Origin of the sequence: Streptomyces sp. NPDC059080 (genome assembly GCF_042739975.1) — a bacterium.
GTDB lineage: Bacteria > Actinomycetota > Actinomycetes > Streptomycetales > Streptomycetaceae > Streptomyces > Streptomyces benahoarensis.
In genome coordinates, this window is record NZ_JBHYGX010000027.1 from 37,344 (window position 1) to 62,906 (window position 25,563).

A 25,563-nucleotide genomic window follows, 5' to 3' on the forward strand; every position below is an offset into this window, starting at 1 on the left:
CCTCATCCGGTGGGAGGGGAGGGGAGGGAGGGGGCGGTGTCCGGCAGCCGGTCGAAGAGGAGCTGGACGGCGCCGGTCTCCGGGTGGCGGACGCGGTGGGCGCGGACGCCGAAGACGTCCGCGAGCAGATCGGCGGTGAGCACCGCGTGCGGCTCCCCGGCGGCGACGATCCGGCCGCCGTCGAGGACGTACAGCGCATCGCAGTGCCGCGCCGCCAGGTTGAGGTCGTGCAGCGCCGCCAGCACCGTCAGACGGCTGTCGCGGACCAGCGCCAGGACCTCCAACTGCTGGGCGATGTCGAGGTGGTTGGTGGGCTCGTCCAGCACCAGCACCCGCGGTTGCTGGGCCAGCGCACGGGCGATCAGCACCCGCTGCTTCTCGCCGCCGGACAGCCCGGGGAAGCCGCGGTGCGCCAGATGCCCGGCGCCGACCCGGGCCAGCGCCCGCGCGCAGATCTCCGCGTCGGCGGCGGACGCCCGGCCGCTGCCGCGCTGGTGCGGCAGCCGTCCCATCGCCACGATCTCGGCGACGGTGAAGTCGAAGGTGGCCTGCGCCTCCTGCGGCAGCGCGGCCAGCAGCCGGGCGCCCTCGCGCGCGTCCATGGCGTGCAGGTCGGCGCCGTCCAGCCGTACGGTGCCGACCGCCGGGCGCAGCGCCCGGTAGACGCAGCGCAGCAGCGTGGACTTGCCGCTGCCGTTCGGGCCGACCAGCCCGATCAGCTGCCCGTCCGCCGCCCGCAGCGTCACGTCGTGGAGCAGCCGCCGCCCGGCGACCTCCACGGCCAGGTCCTCAATGTCGACGCGCATCAGACGCCCCCTCCGAAGCTGTAGCCGTTCCGCCGCATCAGCAGCACGAAGCCGGGCACGCCGAGCACCGCGGTGATCGCCCCGACGGGCAGTTCGACGGGCGCGATCAGCACCCGCGACAGCACATCCGCCCAGACCAGCAGCACCGCGCCGAGCAGCGGCGCCACCGCCATCACCCGGCGGTGGTCGGCGCCCACCAGCATCCGCGTCACATGCGGCACCAGCAGCCCGACGAAGCCGATCGCCCCGCTGACCGCGACCACCGCCCCGGCCACCGCCGCCACCACCAGGAACAGCTCCCGCCGCAGCCGCCCGGCGTCCACGCCGAGGGCCGCGGCCGTCTCGTCGCCCATTGCCAGCGCGTTCAGCCGGCCCGCGGCCAGCCACAGGTAGACCACCGCCCCGGCCACCGCGGCGGCGGCGAGCGGCACCGACGGCCAGCCCGCGCCGCTCAGGCTGCCGAGCAGCCACATCACCGCGGAACGGGCCGCCTCCCCGCGGTCGGCGGAGAACACCATCAGGGTCGTCACGGCCGAGAAGCCGTAGTACATCGCGGTGCCGGTGAGGACCAGCCGCAGCGGGGTGAGGCCGTGCGGGGTGCGGGCGGCGGCGTACACCAGGGCCATGGCGAGCAGCGCGCAGACGAACGCCGAGGCGGAGAGCGCCCAGACGCCCAGCGCCCCGGCGGCGCCGAAGAGGAGGACGGCGTTGGCGCCGACGGCGGCGCCGGAGGAGATGCCGAGGACGAACGGATCGGCCAGCGCGTTGCGGACCAGGGCCTGCACGGCGACGCCGATGGCGGACAGCCCCGCGCCGACGACGGCGGCCAACAGCGCCCGGGGGAAGCGCAGTTCCCAGACGACGGTGTAGCCCGCGAACTCGTCGGCCGGCAGGGTCCCGCCGGTCACCCCGGCGGCGAGGTAGTGCACCGTCTCGCCCCAGCTCACCCCGGCGGAGCCCAGGCCGACGCCGCACACCACGGAGCCGAGCAGCAGCGCGGCGAGGGCCGCGGCCAGCGGCGGTACGGGAAGGCGGCGCGCGGGCGCGTCGTACGGGCGCGGGGGCGCGGTGGCCTGGGAGGGCGTGGGTTCCACGGACGGTCCGCCTTCGGCTCGGGCCGTCCTACGGTGAAGACACGGCCCGGCGCGGGTGGCGCGGCGGGCGTCCCCTCGCAGTCCACGGCGAGTTCTACAGGAGCGTGCGCCGCCGTGGGCGATCGGGCTTGCGGACGGTCCCCGGGACGGGGCTCCGCTTACCGTTGCGGGTCAGCGCCGGACTCTCACCGGACTTCCCCCGCGGGGCGCGTCATACGTATGCGGTGGTGGGACGTACGGGGCGCTGCGGATGTGTCCTGGGCCCCGTACGCCGTCGAGCGGTGGCTCAGCCCTCGTACGGGGTGCCGTCGGGATGGAAGAACGAGACGCCGTCCGGGGTGTCGGCCGGCAGGCTCTCCGCCCACTCCTTGAGGCCGGCGACCTTCTTCAGGTGCGCCGACATGTACGGCCGCAGCGGCACCTCGGGGGTGGCCTTCTCGCCGACCCACATCAGGTCGCTCTTGACGTAGCCGTAGAGCCGCTTGCCACCGGTGTACGGACCGGCGGCCGCGGTGCGGGCGACGGCGTCGGTGGCCAGGTCGATCTGCGGCTTCTGGTCGGCCAGCTCGCCGTACCAGACCTCGACGATGCCCTGGTCGCGGATCATGACGACCTCGACCTTGCGGTCCTTGTCGATGCGCCAGTATCCGCTCTCGGTCTCCAGCGGGCGGACCTTCTTGCCCTCGCCGTCCAGGACCCAGCTGTGCGACGTGTACTCCAGGAAGTCACGGCCGTCGTGGGTGAACGTGACCTCCTGCCCGAAGTTGCACTTCTCGGTGCCGGGGCCCCCTTCTTCATCAAACAACTCGGCGACGCCCGCGCCTTCCCAGTTGCCGAGGAGGAAGGCCAGGGGAACGAGGGCCGGGTTCAGGTCGGACGGGATCTCGATCATCAGCTCAGGCGATCTGTGGGGAGGGACAAGGCGGCACGGCGGGAGGCGGTCGTCAGCGCTGACCCTGGTAGAGCTTCTTGACGGTCAGACCGGCGAAGGCGATGACGCCGACGCCGACCAGGACGAGCAGGGTGGTGAAGACTGCCTCAAGCACGTCGTGCTCCTTGGACGGAGTGGGGTGGAACGGACCGTGCACGAGTCTAGTCGGCGCCGTTCGCGGCGGCGCTGTGAGGTTCCCCGCGCGAGGCCGGGGCGTCGGGCACGGCAACCGCGGGGCCGGGGCGTCGGGCACGGCGACCGCGAGGCCGGAGAGCGCGGCGGTCACGGGCCGGGGCGCCGCGTCCCCTCAGCGCGAGTGGTGGTCGTCGCGGTCGTCCAGCTCACGCCACCAGCGGTCCGACTCCGGGTCGCCGGACTCGTCCCACCAGCGTTCGTAGGGGCCCCGGCGGTTGGCGACGATCGCCGCGACCGGCGGGATGACCATCGCGATCAGGCACATCACCACCGCTGCCGTCACCGACCACAGCCGCACCACGCTCCAGGCCAGGACGAAGAGGGTGAGGCAGACCCCCATCATCACGAAGTACCAGCGATGACGGCGTCGGGGAGGCGGCCAGCCAGGCATACCTCCACGGTAAGTCCGCGCGGCCCCGGAAAGAAGCCCCGGCGGCCCGTTCCCGGCGCGTCCCGTCGCCCGTGCGCAGCACGAAGGGCCGCACCCCCCGCAAGGCGTCCAAACCCCGGGGTGCGGCCCTTCGGCCGGTGGGTGCGCGACCGCTGCCGCACACCCACCGCACGCTGGCGTCAGACGGCGATGGCGACCTCCGCCAGGCCGCCCTGCTGCGCGACCACGGTGCGGTCGGCGGTGGCGCCGGGGACGAGGGCGCGCAGCGTCCAGGTGCCCTCGGCCGCGTAGAAGCGGAACTGTCCGGTCGCGGAGGTGGGGACCTCGGCGGTGAACTCGCCGGTGCTGTCCAGCAGCCGGACGTAGCCGGTGACGGGCTCGCCGTCGCGGGTCACGCTGCCCTGGATCGTGGTCTCACCGGGCTTGATGGTCGACGCGTCGGGGCCGCCGGCCTGTGCTCCACACATGGGGATTCCTTGAGGGTAGGGAAGGGTCGGGCTTACTTCGCGGCGCCGAGCTCGATCGGCACGCCGACCAGCGAGCCGTACTCGGTCCAGGAACCGTCGTAGTTCTTGACGTTCTCCTGGCCCAGCAGCTCGTGCAGCACGAACCAGGTCAGGGCGGAACGCTCACCGATACGGCAGTAGGCGATGGTGTCCTTGGCGAGGTCGACCTGCTCGTCCTCGTAGAGGGCCTTCAGCTCCGCGTCGGACTTGAAGGTGCCGTCGTCGTTGGCGTTCTTCGACCACGGGATGTTGCGGGCGCTCGGCACGTGGCCGGGGCGCTGCGACTGCTCCTGCGGGAGGTGCGCCGGGGCGAGCAGCTTGCCGCTGAACTCGTCGGGGGAGCGCACGTCGACGAGGTTCTCGGCGCCGATCGCGGCGAGGACGTCGTCCCGGAAGGCACGGAGGGAGGTGTCCTGCGCCTGGGCCTTGTACGCGGTGGCCGGGCGGCTGGGGACCTGCGCGCCGTCGACCAGGTCGCGGGAGTCCAGCTCCCACTTCTTACGGCCGCCGTCGAGCAGCTTCACGCTGTCGTGGCCGTAGAGCTTGAAGTACCAGTAGGCGTACGAGGCGAACCAGTTGTTGTTGCCGCCGTAGAGGACGACGGTGTCGTCGTTGGCGATGCCCTTGGCGGAGAGCAGCTTCTCGAAGCCCTCCTGGTCCACGAAGTCGCGGCGGACCGGGTCCTGGAGGTCGCGCTGCCAGTCGATCCGGACGGCGTTCTTGATGTGGTTCTTGTCGTAGGCGGCGGTGTCCTCGTCGACCTCGACGAGAACGACCTTCGGGTCGTCGATGTGGGCCTCGACCCACTCGGCGTCCACCAGAACGTCACTGCGGCTCATGTTCTTCTCCTCCGGGGCAGTTGCGGGGGTGCTTGCGGACGGGCACGCGGATACGCCGGGGAAGCGCGGCGGCAACGGACGGCGCGCGGCGCGGCGTGGCACAACGGGAACGGCGATCAGGCGGAGCGGCCGGGGGCGATCCGGCCGTCGACGGGGACAGACCCGTCAGACAGGGCGACAGAGCATGGTGGCGACGCGGCACAGGTCGACTGCCCGCCGCTTCGTGAGGTTCGCCTGTCCCCGGAAACGGAGACTGCTCGATGCGCTCTGCATGGAGCCGATCGTAGGGACGGACACCGGGGCCTGTCACCGGTGTGTCATATGACGAGACGTGATTGTCCGCGATACGGAACGTACGCCGCCGCCCGGCGCTCCCTCGCGGGTGCCGGGCGGCGGTGGGACGGTGGGGGGTCTGTCGTACGGGATGTGCCGTCTCAACCGCTGGACGGTGGGGGTCCGGCGGGCGGCGGCGGCCGGTCAGCCGGGGAGCTGGACGTCCGTACCGGTCGCGGTGATCTTCACGCCGCCGGGTCCGGCCGTGACCTTGTCGAGCTTGAGGTGGGAGGGCAGCTGGTCCAGCTTCCACTCGTGGTCGGTCTGCTCGCGGACCTTGTCGGCGCAGCCGGGGATCAGGCGGCACATGGTCGGGATGGAGTCGGCGTGCAGCCGCAGGGTGTCGCCGTGGGCGGTGACGGAGCCGGTCACCTCCAGCGAGCTGAGCAGCGGAATGGCCGGCGAGATCTTCACCTGGCCCTGGCCGTCCTTCTGCCCGCCGTACGCCACCTGGACGTTCTCGCCGGATGCCTGGGTCAGGTCCGGGTAGGAGAGCGTGGCGGTGGCGGTGGCCGACGCGGCGTTCTCGATCGCGCTGTAGTCGTGGGAGAGCCGGACGTCGTGGAAGGTCGCCTTCAGCTTCTCGACACGGAGCGTGCGGCCGTCGGCCTGGGCCTTGAGATCGCCCAGCTCGGTGTCGACCTCGTCGAGGTTGCGCCCGGCGACCTGGGTCAGGAACGGGAAGCCCTTGATCGAGACCTCCGGGGTCACCGACAGCCCCAGACCGCCGCGGATCTTCTCCGCCGCCTTGTCCTCCGCGAGATTGACCGCGACCCGGTCGGCGGCGACGAACAACCCGCCGACCACCACGACCAGCACCAGCAGCACCTTCAGTGCGCGCATCGAACCCTTCCCCCATACCCGGCCGGTCCGCCCGGCCCATCGCTTCGTTCTCCGTACGTCACGGGCCCCCTGCCCGCGCACCGGCGAGCCTAGACGACCGGCCCAAGGGAACGACGGGGGCGATCGGCTCCCGCTCCGCGACGGCTCCGGACCGCGATGGCTCCGGACCGCGACGGCTCCCGGAACGCGAACGGCCGCCGGGGGCGCGCGGGGCGCCCGGCGGCGGCCGGTCGGGAAGCGGGCGGGTCAGCTCAGGACCGGCCCCAGCAGATGGACGACCGGGGCGGCGAGCGCCAGCGGGAGGGCGACACCAGCGGTGAGGTGGACGAAGCGGGACGGGTAGTCGTAGCTCGCCACCCGCAGGCCGATCAGCGCACCGCATCCGGCCGCCAGGCCCAGCACGGCGCCCGCGGTGCCGAACGCGTTGAGCTGTCCGGCGGCGGCGCCCGCACCGGCGGCGGCGAGCAGCGCCAGGACCGCCGAGACCGGGCCCGGCAGCGGCAGCACACGGACCAGGACGGCCAGTGCGACGGCGGCGGCGCCCACCACCACCGCGTCCGAGGTGGCGGAGAGCTGCCCGGCGGCGAGCACCGCCAGCGCGGTGGAGGTCAGCCCCGCGGTCAGCGCGTACATCCGCTCGTCGGCGCTGCTGCGGTTGCGCAGCTGGAGGACGAGAACGAACAGACACCACACGCCGAGCGTGCCGAGCGCCACCAGCGGCGCGTCCTCCCGGTCCGTCGCGAGCAGTGCCACGTCGGTCGTCACACCCGCGAGGAACGCCAGCGCGATGCCCTGCCGGGCCGGCCACATCCCGTTCAGCCGGAACCATCCGGCCGCGGTGACCGCCTGCAACAGCACCACCGGCACGCACCGCACGGCCTCCGGCAGCGGCGCGGCCAGCGCCAGCAGCAGCGCGAGAACGGCGGTCAGCGCGGCGGGCTGGAGCCCGGGCGCGATGATCGGGGACCGGCCTTCGGCGCGGGCCCGCTGGTTGGGGGCGAGGCGGGAGAGGTCCTGGGGGGCGTCCGGCTGCGGGGCGCCGTGCGGGGCCGCGCTGCTCTCCCCGCCGTCGGGGGCGGGGACGGTGCGCCCGTCGCCGGGGACGGCGGTGGTCGGCGTGGCCGGGGCGTAGGGGGCGGCCGGGACCTGCCCGTACGGGGCCTGGCCGGGGCCGGGGTGCCCGTGCGGGGTCTGCCCGTAGGGCGCCTGGCCCTGGGGCGCCTGTCCGGCGTACCCCTGCCCGGCGTACCCCTGCCCGTAGGGTTCCTGCCCGTAGGGCTGCTGAGGGGCGTACCCCTGCTCGTACCCCTGCTCGTACCCCTGCTCGTACCCCTGCTCGTACCCCTGCGGGGACGGCTGGCCGGAGTACGGGCCGGAGGCGGCGTACGGACCGGGTCCGGGCTGCTGCTCCGGGGTGCCGTAAGGCTGCTGCTGGGACTCGTTCATGATCGCTTCCTCACCCTCCCGCGAACGGCGGCAGGACCTCGACGGTGCCACCCGGGGCGAGCGGGACGTCCGCGTGGTCGCGGGTGCCGACCGGTGCGCCGTCCACCAGGAACGAGCTGCGCCGCAGGACGCGCGCGAACTCCGGGTGCGCGGCGTGCGCGGTGCGCGCCGCGTCCAGCGCTTCGGCGAGCGTCTCCGCCGCGTAGGGCTCCTCGGCCGTGCCTGCGGCGGCCTTGGCGGCTGCCCAGTAGCGCACGGTGCCAGTTGTTGTCACGGCGGCCTCTTCGTCGTGGGTGTCGTGGGTGCGGGGTGCGTGGGACCCGCCGCGGCACCGGAACGGGCGGGGCCGTCCGCCGGGCCGCGCCGTCCATGATGGCGTACGCCCGGCCGGGCCCGTTGCGGGCGGGGGCCGGGCGGGCGGCGCCGGAACCCGGGTGGCGGAGGCGGCGTCCGGGCGCGCGCACCGGCACACGAGCGGGCCGACGGCGCGGAACGGCGCGTCCAGGCGGCGCCGGAGAAATCCGTTCGCCTCGGAGAAATCCGGTTCGCCCCGGGGAAATCCGGTTGCCGCGGGCAAGTGTTCGCATAAGGTCGTACGGTGTTGGTCCGACTCGCGTGGGCGCATCTGCGGCCCCACAGGCGCGCAATATCGCTGATCGTCCTCCTCCAGCTGATCCAGACGCTGGCCACCATCTCCCTGCCCACCCTCAACGCCGACATCATCGACAACGGTGTCGTCCGCGGGGACACGGGCTACATCCTGCGCATCGGCGGCTTCATGATCGCCATCGCGCTGCTCCAGGTCGTCTGCGCGACCGGCGCCGTCTACGTCGGCGCCCGCACCGCCATGCGGCTGGGCCGGGACATCCGGGCGGCGGTCTTCGACCGGGTCCAGACGTTCTCCGCCCGCGAGGTGGCCGCCTTCGGCGCGCCCTCGCTGATCACCCGCACCACCAATGACGTCCAGCAGGTCCAGATGCTGGTCCTGATGACGTTCACGATGATGGTGTCGGCGCCGATCATGTGCATCGGCGGCGTGATCATGGCGCTCAACCAGGACGTGCCGCTCTCCGGCCTGCTGCTGGTCATCGTCACGATCCTCGGGATCTTCGTCTCCCTCATCGTGCGCCGCCTGCGGCCGCTGTTCCGCAGCGTCCAGGAGCGCATCGACACCGTCAACCGCGTGCTGCGCGAGCAGATCACCGGCATCCGCGTCATCCGCGCCTTCGTCCGCGACCGCCACGAACAGCAGCGGTTCGCCGCCGCCAACACCGACCTCTACGACGTGTCGCTGCGCTCCGGCAAGCTGATGTCGACGATGTTTCCGCTGGTCATGATGATCGTGAACCTGTCGAGCGTCGCCGTGGTCTGGTTCGGCGGGCTGCGCATCGACTCCGGCGCGATGCAGATCGGCGCGCTCACCGCGTTCCTCAGCTACCTCATGTACATCCTGATGTCGATCATGATGGCGACGTTCATGACGATGATGCTGCCGCGCGCCGAGGTCTGCGCCGAGCGCATCCAGGAGGTGCTGGACACCGACAGCAGCGTCGTCCCGCCCGAGCGGCCCGTCACCGCCCTGAGCCGCCCCGGCGAGCTGGAGCTGCGCGGTGTGGAGTTCCGCTTCCCCGGCGCGGAGGAGCCCGTCCTCAAGGACATCTCGCTGCGTGCCCGGCCCGGCGAGACCACCGCCGTCATCGGCTCCACCGGCAGCGGCAAATCCACCCTGATCGGCCTGGCGTCCCGCCTCTTCGACGCGACCGGCGGCACCGTCCTGGTCGGCGGCGAGGACGTCCGCACCCTCGACGAGGCGACGCTGGCCCGCACCATCGGCCTCGTCCCGCAGAAGCCGTACCTCTTCTCCGGCACCGTCGCCAGCAACCTCCGCCACGGCGACCCGGACGCCACCGACGAGGACCTGTGGCGGGCCCTGGAGACCGCGCAGGCCAAGGAGTTCGTCGCGGCGATGGAGGGCGGTCTCCAGGCGCCGATCGCGCAGGGCGGCTCCAACGTCTCCGGCGGGCAGCGCCAGCGCCTGGCCATCGCCCGCGCGCTGGTCGGCAAGCCGGACCTCTACCTCTTCGACGACTCGTTCTCCGCCCTCGACTACGCCACCGACGCCGCGCTGCGCGCCGCGCTGACCCGCGAGACCGGTGGCGCGAGCGTCGTCATCGTCGCCCAGCGCGTCGCCACCATCCGCGGCGCCGACCGCATCGTCGTCCTCGACGAGGGCCGCGTCGTGGGCACCGGCACCCACACCGAACTGATGGCGGACAACGCCACGTACCGGGAGATCGTGCTCTCCCAGCTCACCGAGCAGGAGGCGGCGTGACCACCGCGGACAGGGGAACGGATGCCCGTGGCGGGGATGCCCGTGGCGGGGATGCCCGTGGCGGGGATGCCCGTGGCGGGGATGCCCGTGGCGGGGATGCCCGTGGCGGGGATGCCCGTGGCGAGGACGCCCGCGGCGAGGACGCCCGCGGCGAGGACGCCCGCGGCGAGGACGCCGCGAGCGCGGAGGAACTGCGCCGCACGGCGCGCCCCGCCGGGCCGGCCCGCGCCATGGGCGGCCCGCCGCTCGTCAAATCGCTGGACTTCAAGGGCTCCGGCAAGCGGCTGCTGGGCCAGCTGCGGCCGCAGCGCGCCGCGCTCACCGGCGCGCTGCTGCTGACCGTGGCGTCCGTGGCGCTGACCGTCACCGGCCCGCGCGTCCTCGGGCACGCCACCGACCTGCTCCTCGCCGGACTGGTCGGCCGCGATCTGCCGCCCGGCGTCACCAAGCAACAGGCCGCCGAGCAGCTGCGCGCCCACGGCCAGGGCGGCCTCGCCGACCTCATCGGCACCCTGCCGCTCGTCCCCGGCCGCGGCATCGACTTCACCGCCGTCGGCACCGTCCTGCTCTACGCCACGCTGATCTACGCGGCGGCCGCCCTCTTCGGCTTCCTCCAGGCGCGGCTGGTCACCACCGCCGTGCAGGGCACCGTCTTCCAAATGCGCGAGCAGGTCGAGGAGAAGCTGTCGCGGCTGCCGCTGAGCTACTTCGACAAGCAGCAGCGCGGCGAGGTGCTGTCCCGGGCGACCAACGACATCGACAACGTCCAGCAGACGCTCCAGCAGAGCCTGAGCCAGATCGTCACCTCGCTGCTGACCGTCCTCGGCGTCCTCGCGATGATGTTCTGGATCAACCCGCTGCTGGCGGTGGTCGCGCTGGTCACGGTGCCGCTGTCGGTGCTCGTCGCCACCCGGGTCGGCAAGCGCGCCCAGCCGCAGTTCGTCAAGCAGTGGTCGTCCACCGGCAAGCTCAACGGCCAGGTCGAGGAGATGTACACCGGCCACTCCCTGGTGAAGGTCTTCGGCCGCCAGAAGGAGTCCGCCGACCGCTTCCGCGAGCAGAACGACGCGCTCTACGAGGCGAGCTTCAAGGCGCAGGCCATCTCCGGCTTCATCCAGCCCGCGATGACCTTCGTCGGCAACCTCAACTACGTGCTGATCGCCGTCGTCGGCGGACTGCGGGTCGCCTCCGGCGCGCTCTCCGTCGGCGATGTCCAGGCGTTCATCCAGTACTCCCGCCAGTTCAGCCAGCCGCTCGCGCAGTCCGCGGCGCTGGCCAACCTCGTCCAGTCCGGCGTCGCCTCCGCCGAGCGGGTCTTCGAACTCCTCGACGCCGAGGAGCAGACGCCCGACCCGGAGGAGTCCGCCGCCCCGCCGCGCACCGCCGGACGCGTCGCCTTCGAGGACGTCTCGTTCCGCTACGACGAGGAGAAGCCGCTGATCGAGGGCTTGTCGCTGACCGTCGAGCCCGGCCAGACCGTCGCCATCGTCGGCCCCACCGGCGCCGGGAAGACCACCCTCGTCAACCTCCTGATGCGGTTCTACGAGACCCGCTCCGGCCGGATCACTCTCGACGGCACCGACATCGCCGCCGTCAGCCGCGAGGAACTGCGCTCCCGCATCGGCATGGTCCTCCAGGACACCTGGCTCTTCGGCGGCACCATCGCCGAGAACATCGCCTACGGCGCCCCCGACGGCACCCCGCACGAGAAGGTCGTCGAGGCGGCCCGCGCCACCCACGTCGACCGCTTCGTCCGCACCCTGCCGGACGGCTACGACAGCGTCGTCGACGATGAGGGCGGCAGCGTCTCCGTCGGCGAGAAGCAGCTGATCACCATCGCCCGCGCGTTCCTCGCCGAGCCCGCCATCCTCGTCCTCGACGAGGCCACCAGCTCCGTCGACACCCGCACCGAGGTCCTGATCCAGCAGGCCATGGCCCGGCTCCGCACCGGCCGCACCAGCTTCGTCATCGCCCACCGCCTCTCCACCATCCGCGACGCCGACCTGATCCTCGTCATGGAATCCGGCGCCATCGTCGAACAGGGCACCCACGACACCCTCCTCGCCGCCGACGGCGCCTACGCCCGCCTCTACGCGGCCCAGTTCGCGGAGGCGGTGGTGGAGGCGGAGTAGCTCATCCGGCGGTGCCGGGGCCCCGGCACCGCCGTCAGGCGGCGTACGGGTCGGTGATGGTGTGGCGCCGCTGCGCGGTGTCCAGGACGTGCCGGGGGAAGTGCGGGCCCGCCGTGTAGTGACGGCCGCGGGTCTGCCCGACGGCGTTCAGCAGTCCGGCCTTGGTGAGGGCCTGGAGGTCCCTTGTCGCCTGCTGCGTGTTGAGCGCCTCCGCCTTCTCGTAGCGCGAGCGCCGCACCCGGCCCACCATCGCGACCTCGTGCAGCGCGGTCAGCTGCCGCTCGGTGACCCCGAAGCCGTCGGCCGCTTCCCTCAGCTGGATCCAGCAGTCGTTCGACCGGTCCACCCGGTGCTGTACGCGCTGGGTCTGCTGGTGGTAGGCGAGCAGGTTGAACCTGACCCACGGAAGGGTGTCGCGCTCGGGTGACCAGACGGGACCACCCACCTCACGGAGCACCTTGTAGTACTCCCAGGTGTTGCCCGGCATGCCCAGCCACTCCTCGATGGAGGAGAACTCCGGGGCCAGCACCCCGCCGCGGGCGATGACCAGCGTCTGGAGCGAACGGGACATCCGGCCGTTGCCGTCGGACCACGGGTGGATCTTCACGAGGTTCAGGTGCGCCATTGCGGCCCGTACGAGGACGTGACGGTCGAGGTCGCCCTCGTTGAGCCAGGTGACGAGCTCGCCGGTGAGGTCGGGGACGAGTTCGTGGTCGGGCCCCTCGTAGTCAGTGGCGAGCTCGTCACCGGGGGCCGTGATGCGGATCGCCGTCCTGCGCCACTGCCCTGCCGTGGTGAGCGGATGGTGGTGTCCCTGGAGCATCCAGTGAAGGCCGTTGAGCAGACCCTTGCTGTACCGCGCGGCGGAGCTGCTCGCGCAGGGCGTCGATCTGGTCCAGGACCTCTTGGTCGGCCGGTGCCAGGTCAGGGGTTCGGTAGAGCATGACGCAGTGACACCTACTTCCTGTCATTGGTTGTCGAGCCGCTCCGCGATCCACCCCCCGATCCGGTCCAGCAGGTCGGGGGCGGCGGCGTTCTCGGCGTGGCCGAAGCCCGGTTCGAGCCAGAGGTCGCAGGTGGCCGGGTCGGCGGCGGCGGAGAGCATCCGCGGGTGGTCGAGGGGGAAGTACGGGTCGCGGTCGCCGTGGACGAGGAGCAGCGGGACGGGCGCGATGAGCGGGACCGCGGCGACGGGCGAGAGGGGCACCGGGTCCCAGTCCTCGGGGTGGATGCGGGTGCGCAGGCCGACGCGGGAGACGAGGCGGCCCGTGGGGCGGGTGACGGCCCAGTGGAGGCGGCGCATCGGGGCGGTGCCGCGGTAATACCAGCGCGCGGGGGCGCTCACCGACACGACCGCGTCGGTGTGAGCTGCGGTGCGCCCCCCGTGCGCCGGCCGGTGCAGCGCCGCGTGGCGCAGGACGACCGAGCCGCCCATGGAGAAGCCGAGGGTGGCGACGCGGCGGTGGCCCAGCGCACGGGCCCAGCGCACCGCCGCGGCCAGGTCCTCCACCTCGCGGTCACCGACGGTGGAGCGCCCGCCGGAGCGCCCGTGGCCGCGGAACGAGAACGTCACCACCGCCGCCCGCCCGTGGAAGGCGGCGGCCGCGCGGCGCAGCGCCGGGCGGTCCAGGGAGCCGGTGAAGCCGTGCGCGACGACCAGCGCGAGGTCGTCGGCGGCACCCGTACGACCTGCGGCGACGGCGTCGGAGCGCGGGGTGTACGCGGCCTCGATCCGGACGCCGTCGGCGGTCAGCAGCGACGCTCGGTGACCACGCGACGTGATCGAAGGAACACGGGAGCGGCCGGGATCGACCTCGGGTCCGGGGGACATGTGGGCTATTCTGCTGGGCGTGGAGGATCCGGGCAGCGAAGCCCCCGGATCCTTTTGTGCTTTCGGACAGGCACGGTGCGTGGCCGAAAGCAGCGTACGAAGCAGTGCCGCAGACTCCCCCGGCCGAGGCCGGGTGGTGCCCCCGTCGCAGGGACCGAGGAGGAACCAGACGTCATGGGCGAGCGAAGCGAGCAGTACCGACAAGAACGGGCCGGGTACCGGGCAGGTGGTCGGAAGTGAGTTCCCTCCTGCTGCTGACCAATGCGCTGCAGCCGTCGGCGGAGGTGCTCCCCGCCCTCGGCCTGCTGCTGCACGGCGTGCGGGTGGCTCCTGCCGAGGGCCCGGCCCTGATCGACACCCCCGGAGCGGACGTCATCCTCATCGACGGCCGCCGCGACCTGCCACAGGTGCGGTCGCTGTGCCAGCTGCTGCGGTCCACGGGCCCCGGCTCTCCCCTGATCCTCGTGGTGACCGAGGGCGGACTCGCCGCCGTCACCGCCGACTGGGGCGTCGATGACGTCCTGCTCGACACGGCGGGCCCCGCCGAGGTCGAGGCCCGGCTGCGGCTGGCCCTGGGCCGCCGCCAGCTCTCGTTCGACGACAGCCCGATGGAGATCCGCACCGGTGATCTCTCGGTGGACGAGGCGACCTACAGCGCCAAGCTCAAGGGCCGGGTCCTGGACCTGACCTTCAAGGAGTTCGAGCTGCTGAAGTACCTCGCGCAGCACCCGGGCCGGGTCTTCACCCGCGCCCAGCTGCTCCAGGAGGTCTGGGGCTACGACTACTTCGGCGGCACCCGCACCGTGGACGTCCACGTCCGGCGGCTGCGCGCGAAGCTCGGCCCCGAGCACGAGTCGCTGATCGGCACCGTCCGCAACGTCGGCTACCGCTTCGTGGTGCCGGACAAGGCGGAGCGCGCGGCCGAGGCGAAGGAGAAGAAGGCAGTGGCCCCGCCGTCCGCGAAGAAGACGGCGGCCCCGCCGCCCGCGCAGGAGACCGTCCGCTCCGGCGGCACGGCGACCGGGGCGTGCACCGGCAAGAAGTGACCACGGGCCGACGGTTCACGGCCTCCGGCCCGGCCGCGCACGCTTTCGTGCCCGCCCTGTGAACCGTCGGCCGCCCCCTGGGGGCACCCCCGCCCACCCGCGTAGACTGCCGCGCGTGGCCAAGGTGACGCGGGATGATGTGGCAAGGCTGGCGGGGACCTCGACCGCGGTGGTCAGTTACGTCATCAACAACGGACCGAGGCCGGTCGCCCCGGCCACCCGGGAGCGGGTGCTCGCCGCGATCAAGGAGCTGGGGTACCGCCCGGACCGGGTCGCGCAGGCCATGGCGTCGCGCCGTACCGATCTCATAGGGCTGATCGTCCCCGACGCCCGGCAGCCGTTCTTCGCGGAGATGGCGCACGCCGTGGAACAGGCAGCGGCCGAGCGCGGCAAGATGGTGCTGGTCGGCAACGCCAACTACCTCGACGAACGCGAGGTCCATTACCTGCGCGCGTTCCTCGGGATGCGGGTCTCCGGTCTGATCCTCATCAGTCAGGGTCCCAGCGAGCACGCCGCCGCCGAGATCGACGCCTGGGACGCCCGGGTGGTGCTGCTGCACCGCAGGCCCGACGCGATCGACGATGTCGCGGTGATGACCGACGACGTGTGGGGCGCCCAGCTCGCCACCCGGCATCTGCTGGAGCACGGCCACCCGTACGTCGCGTTCCTCGGCGGTACGGAGCAGACCCCCAAGTCCGGCGACCCGGTCGCCGACCACGTCGAGGGGTGGCGCCGGGCGATGCTGGAGGCGGGCCGGTCGCTGGAGGGCCGCTACTTCCAGGCCCCGTACAACCGCTACGACGCCTACAAGGTCGCGCTGGAGCTGCTGGCCGGGCCGGACCGGCCGCCGGCCCTGATGTGTGCCACCGACGACCAGGCCATCGGGGTGCTGCGGGCCGCGCGGGAGCTGCGGATCGACGTGCCGGGGGGGCTGGCGGTCGCCGGGTTCGACGATGTGAAGGAAGCCGGGCTGACCGATCCGCCGCTGACGACGGTTGCCTCGGACCGGGAGGCGATGGCGCGCGCCGCGGTCGACCTCGTCCTCGACGACGGGCTGCGGGTGGCCGGGTCGCGCCGCGAGCGGCTGCGGCAGTTCCCCTCGCGGCTGGTGATCCGCCGCTCCTGCGGCTGCGGCGGCTGACACCGGCGGCCTCGCAGGTGAAGGAGAGCCTGTAACAACGGGGGAGACCACTTCCCGTATCAACTTCCCGTATCACCTGACAAGAATCATCTCGGCACGTTCTCGTCCAGGAATGCTGCGATATTATGCTGCGATATTCCGTTCGGTGAATCGTGGCCGAAGTCGCGGGGTGGCCATATAGCCATATAGCCATATGCGGCCTTGGTGTCCGGCCTTTCGAGTGAATGCGCAAACCTCGAAGATTGGCCGACCGGGGGTTGGGGAGGAATCCGCACAGGCTTCGTTGTGAATGGATTCCCGGGAGGTCTCTCGTGCCGAACCTCACCCATCGATGGACAGGGCAAATCGCCCTGGCCGCGAACAGTGACATCACATTCAAGGTCTGGTACACCGACGTACAGGTCATCCAGGCCACGAGCTATACCCACTGGGCGGTATCGCCCGCCCTCCAGATCCCCGCCGATCGGGTCCGCCTGCAAATCACACAGCAGTGGGCGAACTGGGTCATCGACGACCCCGACAGCCGGTATTCGTGGTGGCTGACCGTGCGGAGCGACGGGGACCGTTGCGACTTCATCGTTGATTCCATCATGGTCGAGCAGTGAGTTTGCGGGAGAGAGACATGCGTGCTCATGTGGTCTACGAACAGGACGGCCGTATCGTCGGACTCGTGGAAATCGAGGATCGTCCGGCAGGTGGCGTCGGAATCCGTCCGGTCGCCGAGCCGGGCCGTGAGGTGGCGGAGATGGAAATCCCGGACCGGTACCGCGATTCCCGATTCGCGGAGTTGCTCGACGTGTTGCGGGTCGACGTGGGCTCGGGAACTCCGGCTCTGGTCGAGAGGTAGGACGCCAACGGCGGCGGGTGGGTTCTCGCCGAGTGGAAGAACGGACATGTGATCGTTTGAATGCCCGTGAAACTACAGGCTCTTATACCGGGCATACCTACTTCTGCCGGGTCTCTCAGGGCGTTCTCACCCCGTTCTCATGGTGGTCGCGCACAGTGATCACATGACCGAGAGCTACCGCGGCAGCGGCGATGAGATGTCCCAGGACGGGCCGTACGGCTACGGCCACGGCGACGGCGCCCACGCGGGCGGGGCGGGGCAGGCGTTCCCGCCGCCGCCCCCGTACAGGCCCGGAGGCGAGGGCACGTACGCGGGGTTCGCGGGCGCCAACCCGGCCGCGCCGCAGGCGCCGCAGGAGGCGCCTCGGCACCGGGCGCGGCGGCCGGTCGCGCTGATCGCGGCGGTGGCGCTGGCCTCCGGTCTGATCGGCGGCGGCAGTGCGGCGCTGATCGCCGGGGCGACGCAGCACCGGCAGGACTCGACGGTCTCCGCGCCGTTGGTCAACGCGGGGAAGACCGGCGGGAGCGGGGTCTCCGCGGTGGCGAAGGCGGTCAGCCCGTCGATAGTCGAGATCCAGGCGCGGTCCGCGGAGGGCGATTCCACCGGTTCCGGTGTGGTCGTCACCGCCAAGGGCGAGATCGTCACCAACAACCATGTGGTGGCCGGCGCCCGGACGGTGTCCGTCGCGTTCAGCGACGGCAGCCGGAGGACCGCGGATGTCGTCGGGACCGATCCCGACAAGGACCTGGCGCTGGTCAGGGTCCACGACGCGAAGGGGCTGACGCCCGCGAGCCTCGGGGACTCCGACCGGATCGCGGTCGGCGACCAGGTCGTGGCGATCGGCTCGCCGGAGGGCCTGACCGGCTCGGTGACCAGCGGCATCGTCTCCGCGCTCAACCGCGACGTCACGGTGCCGAAGAGCAACGGGCAGAGCCAGGGGCAGGGGCAGGACCCGGGGCAGGGCGGGGACCAGTGGCCGTTCGAGTTCGGCGGCCACCGCTACAACGGCGACACCGGTTCGTCGAAGACCTCGTACAAGGCCATACAGACCGATGCCTCGCTCAACCCCGGTAACTCCGGCGGTGCGCTGATCAACATGGCGGGGCAGGTCGTCGGCATCAACTCCGCGATGTACTCGCCGAGTTCGGCGACCAGCAGCACGGCCGGGAGTGTGGGGCTGGGGTTCGCCATCCCGGTCAACACCGTCAAGGCCGACCTCGCCGCGCTGCGTGGCGGGGGGAGCGGGGGGTTCAACAGCGGGGTGTGAGCCCCGGTGACGGGGCGGCCGGCCGGTGTGGGGCCGGTCGGCCGCCCCGTCACCCGTGTCCCGCGTCCGGCCTCGCGTCCCGTGCCCGCGGTCCGGCTCGCGTCCGGCCCGACCTCCCCTCGGGCCGGGCCGCCGCCGGTCGCCCTGGTCGTCAGCCACCCGTAAAGCCCCCCTCATGCGACGCTTGCCCCGGGCGCCCCGCCGCCCGCCGTTCCGTACCGCACCCAGAGGCATCCAGAGGTAGTCGCGCATGAGCCCCGCCGACCACGGTGACCAGCCCGCCCGCATCCTGATCGTCGACGACGAACCCGCCGTCCGCGAGGCGCTGCGGCGCTCGCTGGCGTTCGAGGGGTACGCCACCGAGGAGGCCGTCGACGGGCTCGACGCCGTCGAGAAGGTCGCCTCGTACGATCCGGAGCTGATCGTGCTGGACGTCCTGATGCCCCGGATGGACGGGCTGACCGCCGCCCGCCGCCTGCGGGCCGGTGGGGTGACCGTGCCGATTCTGATGCTGACCGCCCGCGACACCGTCGGCGACCGCGTCACCGGCCTCGACGCGGGCGCCGACGACTACCTCGTCAAACCCTTCGAGCTGGACGAACTCCTCGCCCGCATCCGGGCGTTGCTCCGCCGCAGCTCCTACGCGGCGGCCGCCGGGGCGTCGCCCGCCGACGGCGACGTCCTCGCCTTCGCCGATCTGCGGATGGACCTGGCGACCCGCGAGGTGACCCGCGGCGCGCGGCCCGTCGAGCTGACCCGTACCGAGTTCACCCTGCTGGAGATGTTCCTCGCGCACCCGCGGCAGGTCCTCACCCGCGAGCAGATCCTCAAGGCCGTATGGGGCTTCGACTTCGAGCCGACTTCCAACTCCCTGGACGTGTACGTGATGTATCTGCGCCGCAAGACGGAGGCGGCGGGCGAACCGCGGCTGGTGCACACGGTGCGCGGCGTCGGCTACGTCCTGCGGGTGGAGGGCGGCAGCGAATGACCACGCCGCCCCCGCCGCACGGGACCCCGGGCGGCGCCACCGCGGCGGAGACCGCGCCCGGTCTGATGGCGCGCGCCGCCCGCCGCTACCGGCAGCTGCCGCTCCGCTCCCGGCTGGCGATGCTCACCGCCGTCGCCGTGGCCCTCGCCGTCGCGGCGTCCGCCGCCGCCTGCTGGCTGATCACCCGCGACCGGCTCACCGAACAGCTCGACTCCACGCTGCGCAGCGTCGACGTCGGCCAGGGCTACGTCCAGGCGCTGAGGATCTCCTGCTCGGGCGCGGTCGACGGCCAGGTGGCGTTCCAGCCGACGCCGTACACCGTGCAGCTGGTGTCGACATCCGGGGACGTGTGCACCTCGCCCGACAAGGACCCGATCCCCGCGCAGCGCGTCGATGTGGCCGTCGCGGACGGGCGGCTGGGCGGCGCCGTCCACACCACCCGCTCCGTGGACGGCACCGAGATGCGGGTGGCGACCGTGCACTACCCGGGCCCGAGCACCGACGCCCGCGGCAACCACATCGCGATCTCCGTCGCCGCGCCGATGGACCAGGTCACCCAGCCGCTGAACCAGCTGGCGCTGGTGCTGCTGATCGTCTCCGGGGTCGGGGTGCTGGGCGCGGCGACCGCCGGGCTGTGGGTGGCGCGCGCCGGGCTCAAGCCGGTGGACCGGCTCACCGACGCCGCCGAACACATCGCGCGGACCGAGGACCTGACCATCCGGATCCCGGCCGACGGTGAGGACGAGATCGCCCGGCTGTCGCGTGCGTTCAACTCCATGACGGCGGCGCTCGCCGCGTCCCGGGAGCTCCAGCGGCAGCTGATCGCGGACGCCGGGCACGAGCTGCGTACGCCGCTGACGTCGCTGCGGACCAACATCGATCTGCTGGTACGCAGCGAACGGTCCGGCCGTCCGATCCCGCCCGCCGACAAGGAGGCGCTGCTGACGTCGGTGAAGGCGCAGATGGGGGAGTTGGCGTCGCTCATCGGCGACCTCCAGGAGCTGTCGCGGACGCCGGACGGCGGGCCCGGCGGCCCGGCGGTGCGGGTGGTGGCGCTGCACGACACGGTCGCCACGGCCCTGGAGCGGGCCCGGCTGCGCGGCCCGACGCTGACCGTCACCGCGGACCTCGCCCCCTGGTACGTCCGCGCGGAGCCGGCGGCGCTGGAGCGCGCGGTGGTCAATCTGCTGGACAACGCGGTGAAGTTCAGCCCGCCGGGCGGCACCGTCGAGGTGCGGCTGGCCGCGGGCGAGCTGACCGTGCGCGATCACGGTCCGGGCATCGCGGAGGACGAACTTCCGCACGTCTTCGCCCGGTTCTGGCGCTCGCCGTCGGCCCGCTCGCTGCCCGGCAGCGGCCTGGGCCTGTCGATCGTCGCGCGGACGGCGGAACAGGCCGGCGGCGGCGTCCTGCTGCGGCCCGCACCGGGCGGCGGCACGGAGGCGGTACTGACGTTGCCGGGGGCGCCCACGCCGCCGCCACCGGGGCCGACGCCGAGGCCGGAGCCGCCGGGGGAGACGGGGGAGACAGGGGCGGCTTCGGGCTGAGGGCGGGGCCGGGAGCGGGCCGGGGCGTCGGACCCGACCCGGCCAGGCCGGGCGCCGGGTGCGGTCCCGCCCCGGCCTCGGGCAGCCCCCGCCCCGGCCCGTACCCCCTACTTCCCGTCCGCTCCCGACTTCTTCGCCGCGTCCCCGAACGTCAGGTCCCGTCCGTCGAGTTCGGCGCAGATGCCGTCCTCCTCGACGGAGATATGGCGCAGTCGCACGTCACCGGGGGTCTTCGGGAGGCGGAAGGACAGCGACAGCTGGTCGGCGAGTTGCGGCTTGGTCAGGCCGGAGAGGGCGCCGAGGACCTTCGGGTCGATGCCGACCTTCTCCAGCAGCCACGGGTGGTCGACGACCACATCGACGAGGTTGACCTTCATCAGCTTCGCGACGAAGTCCGGCGAGCCGGTCAGCTCGTGCAGCTTGTCCGAGTTGCGCAGCGCCTCGTCGACGTACTCCTGCGGGATGCCGATGCGCTGCACGATCGCCGGGATGCTCAGCATCGACTTGATCTTCCCGGCCTGGCGGCTCAGCTCCCCGGCGGCCTTCTGCGTCAGCCGCAGGCCCTCCTCCTTGCCGGTGCCGGGGCGGTAGACCGCGACGTCGCCGATGTCCAGCCTCATCTTGCTGATCTGTGTGGACACGCCCCGGTCCCCGGCGCGCTGGATACGGGCCTGGGCGTGCACCCGCAGTTCGTGTCCGGCGATCGGCAGGCGGCCCACGGCGCGGACCTCGTTCGGGCCCATATCGCTGAACTTGACCTGGGAGGCGCCCAGTTCGCGGTTCATGTCGTCGAAGGCGAGCAGCACGGTGCCGTGCATCTGCCCGATGGTGGCGCCCTTGACGGCGGTGGGCAGATCGCCGTTCAGCCGGATGTCGCGGGCGCTGGCCTCGAACTTCGCGAGCGAGACGCGGTCGGCCGCCACGTCGGGGATGGTGACGTCGACCTGTCCGAGCCGCTTGTCCAGCACCTGGGTGAGGAAGGGGAAGCCCTTGATGTCGACCTCGGGAGCGGCCGTCAGGTGCATCGCCTTCTTGATCTGCTCCTCGGCCTTGTTCTGCGCGTAGAGCACGGCGAACCGGTCGCCGAGGGTGAGGAACGCGGCGGCCACCGCGACCGCGACGACCACCTTGAGGGTGAGCGGTACGGCGGCGAAGCGGCTGATGCCGCGCTTCATCCGCCGGTGGTTGGGCGGCTGCCAGGCGTCCTCCTCCTCGTCGGAGCGCAGGCCCAGACCGAGCGGATCGTCGGTGTCGTCGCGCTCGTTGAGGTACGTGCGGCGCTCCAGCCGGTGCGGCTCGACGGCCTCGGGCTCCGGCTCGGGCTCCGGGTCGGCGAGGGCGGCCAGGTCCGCGTACGGGTTGACCGGCTCGAACTCACGCGTGTCCCGCTCCGTCTCGTCCGGGGCCGGTGGGGCGGCGGATCCCGAGTCGGGCAGCGGGGACGAGGGTGAAGATATGCGTTGTGGGGTTCGCATCCGCACATCTGACCATGAGCGGGTCCCCGGTTAGCAACTCCACCCGGCCGTAAGTGCGCAACGCCACGATGGCGGATGGGGCGGAGGGGATGGAGGGGGAAAATCGGGCGCGGAGACGGCCCTTGGGGCCGTAGGGGAACCCGCAAGGGCAATCCCGTAGGGGGCGGCGGGGTAACCGCCGCCCCCACGGGGTCACTTCAGCACGGTGATCCGGTCGGCCTTCGGCGGGGTGAGCGGCTTGTCCGCCGATGAGTGGGCCGTCAGATAGGCGGTGAAGGCGTCCAGGTCGGAGCCCGCGACGTGCGGGTTCATGCCGTCCTTGAAGGCGGGGAAGCCGTCGCCGCCACCGGCCAGGAACTCGTTCATCGCGACGCGGTACGTCGTCGCCGGGTCGAGCGCGGCGCCGTCCAGCTTCACCGAGTCCTTGACGATCCGGTCGGCGCCCGACTTCGTCATGTCCAGGGTGTACGTGAAGCCGTCCGACACCTGAAGGATCTTCGGTGACGCCTCGTTCGCGCCGCTGACCTGCTGCTGAAGCGCGGTGAACAGCTGAGCGCCGGTCAGGTCGACGGTCCGCATCATGTTGGTGAACGGCTGGACGGTGAACGCCTCCCCGTAGGTGACGACCCCGTCGCCCTCCTTGCCGGACGCCGCGTAGGCGAGATCCGAACGGATCCCCCCGGGGTTCATCAGGGCAAGCTGCGCGCCGCCCTTGTCCGGCGCCGCGGTCGCCTCCCGCTGCGCGTCGGCGACGACATCACCGAGCGGCGACTCGGGGGCCTGCTCGCCCCGGCCGGCGATGTCGGCGGAGATGTGCCCGACGGGCCGGTCCGCGACCGGCGCGGCCAGCTTGTTCCAGCGGGCGATCAGCGACGTCATGTCCGCCGCCTTGGGCTGAGTCCGTTCCACGACGTGGTTGACGGCGCGTCCGGCGCCGCCCCGCGCCGTGACGTTGGTCCGCACGATGTCGCCGGTGGCGCGGTCGTACGTCAGCGTGGTCTCGGTGTACAGCTTCCCGAACGAGGCGGCGGAGGTGACCGTACGGGGTTTCCCGGAGGGGTCGGGGATGGTGCAGACGTACGACTGGTGGGTGTGGCCGGTGACCAGCGCGTCGACCTTCGGGGTGACCTTCTTGGCGATCTCGGTGATCGGCCCGGAGATGCCGTCGCCCGGACCGGGACTGGCGCAGTCGTAGTTGTACGAGGTGGAGGCGGGCATCCCGCCCTCGTGGATGAGGGCGACGACCGACTTCACGCCCTGCTGGTCGAGGACCTTGGCGTACTTGTTGATCGTGGCGACCTCGTCGTGGAACGTCAGCCCCTTGACGCCGTCGGCGTTGACGATGTCGGGGGTGCCCTTAAGGGTCACCCCGATGAAGCCGATCTTCACGCCGTGGTGCTTCCACACGGTGTACGGCGTGAGCAGCGGCTTCCCGGTCTTGTCGTCGGTGACGTTGGCCGTCAGGTAGGGGAAGTCGGCGCCCTGGAAGGTCTTGCCCTTCTCGAAGCAGCCGTCCTTGGGGTGGCAGCCGCCCTTCTGGAGGCGCGTCAGCTCGGCCCGGCCCTCGTCGAATTCGTGGTTGCCGACGGAGGTGACGTCGAGGCCGAGCTTGTTCATCGCCTCGATGGTCGGCTCGTCGTGGAAGAGCCCGGAGAGCAGCGGGCTGGCCCCGACCATGTCCCCGGCGGCCGCGGTGACGGAGTAGGGGTGTCCCTTACGGGCCGTACGCAGGGACTGGGCGAGGTATGCGGCGCCGCCCGCCGCGACGGTCTTCTTGCTGCCGTCCTGCTGGATCTCCTCGACGGTCCCGGAGGAGCCCTGCGGTGGCTCCAGGTTGCCGTGGAAGTCGTTGAACGAGAGCAGCTGGACGTCGACGGTGCGTCCCTGGGCGGTGCCCGCGCGGCCGGTGTCCGGTCCCGCACCGGACGGCAGGGACGCCGCGGTGACCGCGGTGGCGGCGGCCAGCACCGCGGCTCCGGCCGTCAGTCTGCGCACGAGGCGGCGCCGTTGGGGTGTCGCTTGCATGGGATCCCTTCCATGGACCGGGCACCCGGCGGCGCCGCGCGGGTGCGGGCGGCCGGGCGGGGCTGCGGTGCCGGCACGCCGACGCGTCCGGGCGGACGCAGCCTATGGTCAACGCGCGTAGCGCAACAGGCCCCTGTGCCCGGACCGGTCGCCGTCGCACGGCGACACACCGCCCCGGCCCGGCCGTGCGACGGTCAAGCAGGCGATGACCGCAGGCTGACACCTGCCCGGACCCGTACGGGGCGCCCCTGAGACGCCGGCATCCCGTACGGGTCGGCCCTGAGACGCCGGGCCCGTACGGGTCACCCCCGGGCCCCGGTGCCCGTACGGGTCGCCCTTAAGGCTCCGGCCCGTACGGGACCCGGGCCCGTACGGGCCGTCCCCCGGAGTCCGTACGGGCCGTCCCCCGGAGTCCGTCCGGGCCGTCCCCCGGAGTCCGTCCGGGCCGGGCCCCGGGGCCGTACGCTTCGGAGCATGACTGACGCTGCACAGGAGATGGGCCCCACCGGCCGCCGGATTCGGGTCGCCGACACGCTCACGCCCCAGGAAGCCGCCGAGGTGCTCGCGCTGATCGAGCAGGCCGCGCGGACCGACGGGCAGCCCGCCGTGTCCGAACAGGGACGGCTCCAGCTGCGCGGCGGGGCCCGGGAAGGGGTGCGGCACCTGCTGGTGTCCGTACCGTCCGAGGAGGCCGAGGGCGGCGCCGAGCTGGTCGGCTACGGCCAGCTGGAGGACACCGACCCGGTGGAGGCGCCCGCCGCCGAGCTGGTCGTCCACCCCGCGCACCGCGGCCGCGGCCACGGCCGGGCGCTCGGCAGCGAACTGCTCGCCCAGTCCGGCCGCCGCCTGCGCGTCTGGGCCCACGGCGGGCACGCCGCCGCCCGGCATCTGGCGCAGACCCTCGGCCTGACGAAATTCCGCGAACTGCGCCAGATGCGCCGCCCGTTGGCCCACCTGGACCTGTCCGAACCGCGGCTCCCCGACGGCGTGACGATCCGCACTTTCCAGCCTGGCCAGGACGACGCCGCCTGGCTGGAGGTGAACGCCGCCGCCTTCGCGCACCACCCCGAACAGGGCTCGCTGACCCAGCGCGACCTCGACGCCCGCAAGGCCGAGGCATGGTTCGACCCGAAGGGCTTCTTCCTCGCGGAGCGGGAGGGCACGCTGCTCGGCTTCCACTGGACGAAGGTGCACGCCGACGAGGGCCTCGGCGAGGTCTACGTCCTCGGCGTCCGCCCCGGCGCCCAGGGCGGCGGCCTCGGCAAGGCCCTCACCACGATCGGCCTGCGTCACCTGGCCGCCGAGGGCCTGCCGACCGTGATGCTCTACGTCGACGCGGACAACACGGCCGCCGTCACCGTGTACGAACGCCTGGGCTTCGTCACGCACGAGACGGACCTGATGTACCGCTCGGAGACCTGAGCCCCGTCCGTCTGCCGCCCCGAGGGCCCCCGGCCCCGGGCCCCCGGGGGGGGGGCCCCCGAACGAGAGGAGCGCCGGAGGGCCGGGGAGGCCCCCAGTCACCCCCCCGGGGGGCCGCTTTGCCCC

At 72.5% G+C, this 25,563-nt stretch carries 24 protein-coding genes and 1 riboswitch; of the genes, 10 read left to right on the forward strand and 14 right to left on the reverse strand.

Annotation, left to right across the window (positions count from 1 at the left end):
* Window positions 1-2: 2 nt before the first annotated feature.
* From ACFWWQ_RS20800 to ACFWWQ_RS20845, 10 genes are all read right to left on the reverse strand, one after another.
* Window positions 3-806 carry an ABC transporter ATP-binding protein gene (locus ACFWWQ_RS20800; protein WP_384598190.1) on the reverse strand — a complete coding sequence of 268 codons (804 nt, stop codon included), beginning with the start codon at window positions 804-806 and terminating at the stop codon, window positions 3-5.
* On the reverse strand, window positions 806-1,900 hold the full coding sequence (locus ACFWWQ_RS20805) for a FecCD family ABC transporter permease (RefSeq protein ID WP_384598192.1): 1,095 nt from the start codon (window positions 1,898-1,900) through the stop codon (window positions 806-808). The genes ACFWWQ_RS20800 and ACFWWQ_RS20805 overlap by 1 nt, the downstream gene beginning before the upstream one ends.
* A gap of 116 nt (window positions 1,901-2,016) precedes the next feature.
* Window positions 2,017-2,100: riboswitch (cobalamin riboswitch) on the reverse strand.
* Window positions 2,101-2,186: 86 nt separating this feature from the next.
* Window positions 2,187-2,792 carry an FABP family protein gene (locus ACFWWQ_RS20810; protein WP_384598194.1) on the reverse strand — a complete coding sequence of 202 codons (606 nt, stop codon included), beginning with the start codon at window positions 2,790-2,792 and terminating at the stop codon, window positions 2,187-2,189.
* A 346-nt stretch (window positions 2,793-3,138) separates the two neighbouring features.
* Complete coding sequence (locus tag ACFWWQ_RS20815) at window positions 3,139-3,417, reverse strand: DUF3099 domain-containing protein (protein WP_384598196.1); 279 nt, start codon at window positions 3,415-3,417, stop codon at window positions 3,139-3,141.
* 179 nt (window positions 3,418-3,596) lie between these two features.
* Entirely contained in the window at window positions 3,597-3,884 is a 288-nt protein-coding gene (locus ACFWWQ_RS20820) for a DUF1416 domain-containing protein (RefSeq protein ID WP_143943862.1), read from the reverse strand.
* Between the two features lie 32 nt (window positions 3,885-3,916).
* Window positions 3,917-4,762, reverse strand: a complete 846-nt coding sequence (locus ACFWWQ_RS20825) for a sulfurtransferase (RefSeq protein WP_384598198.1) — start codon at window positions 4,760-4,762, stop codon at window positions 3,917-3,919.
* 165 nt (window positions 4,763-4,927) lie between these two features.
* Window positions 4,928-5,035 carry an Ms5788A family Cys-rich leader peptide gene (locus tag ACFWWQ_RS20830; protein ID WP_384598200.1) on the reverse strand — a complete coding sequence of 36 codons (108 nt, stop codon included), beginning with the start codon at window positions 5,033-5,035 and terminating at the stop codon, window positions 4,928-4,930.
* Between the two features lie 204 nt (window positions 5,036-5,239).
* Complete coding sequence (locus ACFWWQ_RS20835) at window positions 5,240-5,938, reverse strand: DUF2993 domain-containing protein (protein ID WP_384598202.1); 699 nt, start codon at window positions 5,936-5,938, stop codon at window positions 5,240-5,242.
* Between the two features lie 246 nt (window positions 5,939-6,184).
* Complete coding sequence (locus tag ACFWWQ_RS20840) at window positions 6,185-7,384, reverse strand: hypothetical protein (protein WP_384598204.1); 1,200 nt, start codon at window positions 7,382-7,384, stop codon at window positions 6,185-6,187.
* 10 nt (window positions 7,385-7,394) lie between these two features.
* On the reverse strand, window positions 7,395-7,640 hold the full coding sequence (locus ACFWWQ_RS20845) for a MoaD/ThiS family protein (protein ID WP_384598262.1): 246 nt from the start codon (window positions 7,638-7,640) through the stop codon (window positions 7,395-7,397).
* Window positions 7,641-7,982: 342 nt separating this feature from the next.
* Here ACFWWQ_RS20845 and ACFWWQ_RS20850 point away from each other — a divergent pair, with 342 nt between their 5' ends.
* Both ACFWWQ_RS20850 and ACFWWQ_RS20855 read left to right on the forward strand, forming a co-directional pair.
* Window positions 7,983-9,716, forward strand: a complete 1,734-nt coding sequence (locus ACFWWQ_RS20850; protein WP_384598206.1) for an ABC transporter ATP-binding protein — start codon at window positions 7,983-7,985, stop codon at window positions 9,714-9,716.
* A 230-nt stretch (window positions 9,717-9,946) separates the two neighbouring features.
* The gene (locus tag ACFWWQ_RS20855) at window positions 9,947-11,848 is read left to right on the forward strand and encodes an ABC transporter ATP-binding protein (protein WP_384598264.1); all 1,902 of its coding nucleotides are present in this window, start codon (window positions 9,947-9,949) and stop codon (window positions 11,846-11,848) included.
* A 34-nt stretch (window positions 11,849-11,882) separates the two neighbouring features.
* On the opposite strand, the gene ACFWWQ_RS20860 is transcribed toward ACFWWQ_RS20855, so the two are convergent.
* A complete protein-coding gene (locus ACFWWQ_RS20860; protein WP_384598266.1) occupies window positions 11,883-12,776 on the reverse strand; it encodes a Fic family protein in 894 nt (297 codons plus the stop codon).
* A gap of 39 nt (window positions 12,777-12,815) precedes the next feature.
* Window positions 12,816-13,679, reverse strand: a complete 864-nt coding sequence (locus ACFWWQ_RS20865) for an alpha/beta hydrolase family protein (RefSeq protein WP_384598208.1) — start codon at window positions 13,677-13,679, stop codon at window positions 12,816-12,818.
* A 236-nt stretch (window positions 13,680-13,915) separates the two neighbouring features.
* Between ACFWWQ_RS20865 and ACFWWQ_RS20870 the strand changes: the two genes are divergently transcribed.
* The 7 genes from ACFWWQ_RS20870 (at window position 13,916) to ACFWWQ_RS20900 (ending at window position 20,515) form a co-directional block, all read left to right on the forward strand.
* A complete protein-coding gene (locus ACFWWQ_RS20870; protein WP_384598210.1) occupies window positions 13,916-14,725 on the forward strand; it encodes a winged helix-turn-helix domain-containing protein in 810 nt (269 codons plus the stop codon).
* 115 nt (window positions 14,726-14,840) lie between these two features.
* Window positions 14,841-15,866: a LacI family DNA-binding transcriptional regulator gene (locus ACFWWQ_RS20875; protein ID WP_384598212.1), complete on the forward strand. Its 1,026-nt coding sequence runs from the start codon at window positions 14,841-14,843 to the stop codon at window positions 15,864-15,866.
* Window positions 15,867-16,177: 311 nt separating this feature from the next.
* A complete protein-coding gene (locus ACFWWQ_RS20880) occupies window positions 16,178-16,471 on the forward strand; it encodes a hypothetical protein (RefSeq protein ID WP_384598214.1) in 294 nt (97 codons plus the stop codon).
* Between the two features lie 17 nt (window positions 16,472-16,488).
* Window positions 16,489-16,713, forward strand: coding sequence for a hypothetical protein (locus ACFWWQ_RS20885; RefSeq protein ID WP_384598216.1), 225 nt, complete (start codon window positions 16,489-16,491; stop codon window positions 16,711-16,713).
* Window positions 16,714-16,876: 163 nt separating this feature from the next.
* Window positions 16,877-17,980: a S1C family serine protease gene (locus ACFWWQ_RS20890; RefSeq protein WP_384598218.1), complete on the forward strand. Its 1,104-nt coding sequence runs from the start codon at window positions 16,877-16,879 to the stop codon at window positions 17,978-17,980.
* A gap of 250 nt (window positions 17,981-18,230) precedes the next feature.
* Entirely contained in the window at window positions 18,231-18,968 is a 738-nt protein-coding gene (locus ACFWWQ_RS20895) for a response regulator transcription factor (protein ID WP_384598220.1), read from the forward strand.
* Window positions 18,965-20,515: a sensor histidine kinase gene (locus ACFWWQ_RS20900; RefSeq protein WP_384598222.1), complete on the forward strand. Its 1,551-nt coding sequence runs from the start codon at window positions 18,965-18,967 to the stop codon at window positions 20,513-20,515. The genes ACFWWQ_RS20895 and ACFWWQ_RS20900 overlap by 4 nt, the downstream gene beginning before the upstream one ends.
* Before the next feature lie 107 nt (window positions 20,516-20,622).
* Here the strand turns inward: ACFWWQ_RS20900 and ACFWWQ_RS20905 are convergent, their stop codons facing one another.
* The gene (locus ACFWWQ_RS20905; protein ID WP_384598224.1) at window positions 20,623-21,990 is read right to left on the reverse strand and encodes a DUF2993 domain-containing protein; all 1,368 of its coding nucleotides are present in this window, start codon (window positions 21,988-21,990) and stop codon (window positions 20,623-20,625) included.
* Window positions 21,991-22,182: 192 nt separating this feature from the next.
* Window positions 22,183-24,015 carry a bifunctional metallophosphatase/5'-nucleotidase gene (locus ACFWWQ_RS20910; RefSeq protein ID WP_384598226.1) on the reverse strand — a complete coding sequence of 611 codons (1,833 nt, stop codon included), beginning with the start codon at window positions 24,013-24,015 and terminating at the stop codon, window positions 22,183-22,185.
* Between the two features lie 495 nt (window positions 24,016-24,510).
* On the opposite strand from ACFWWQ_RS20910, the gene mshD reads away from it, so the two are divergent.
* Window positions 24,511-25,437, forward strand: a complete 927-nt coding sequence (mshD, locus tag ACFWWQ_RS20915; protein WP_384598268.1) for a mycothiol synthase — start codon at window positions 24,511-24,513, stop codon at window positions 25,435-25,437.
* Window positions 25,438-25,563 lie beyond the last annotated feature (126 nt).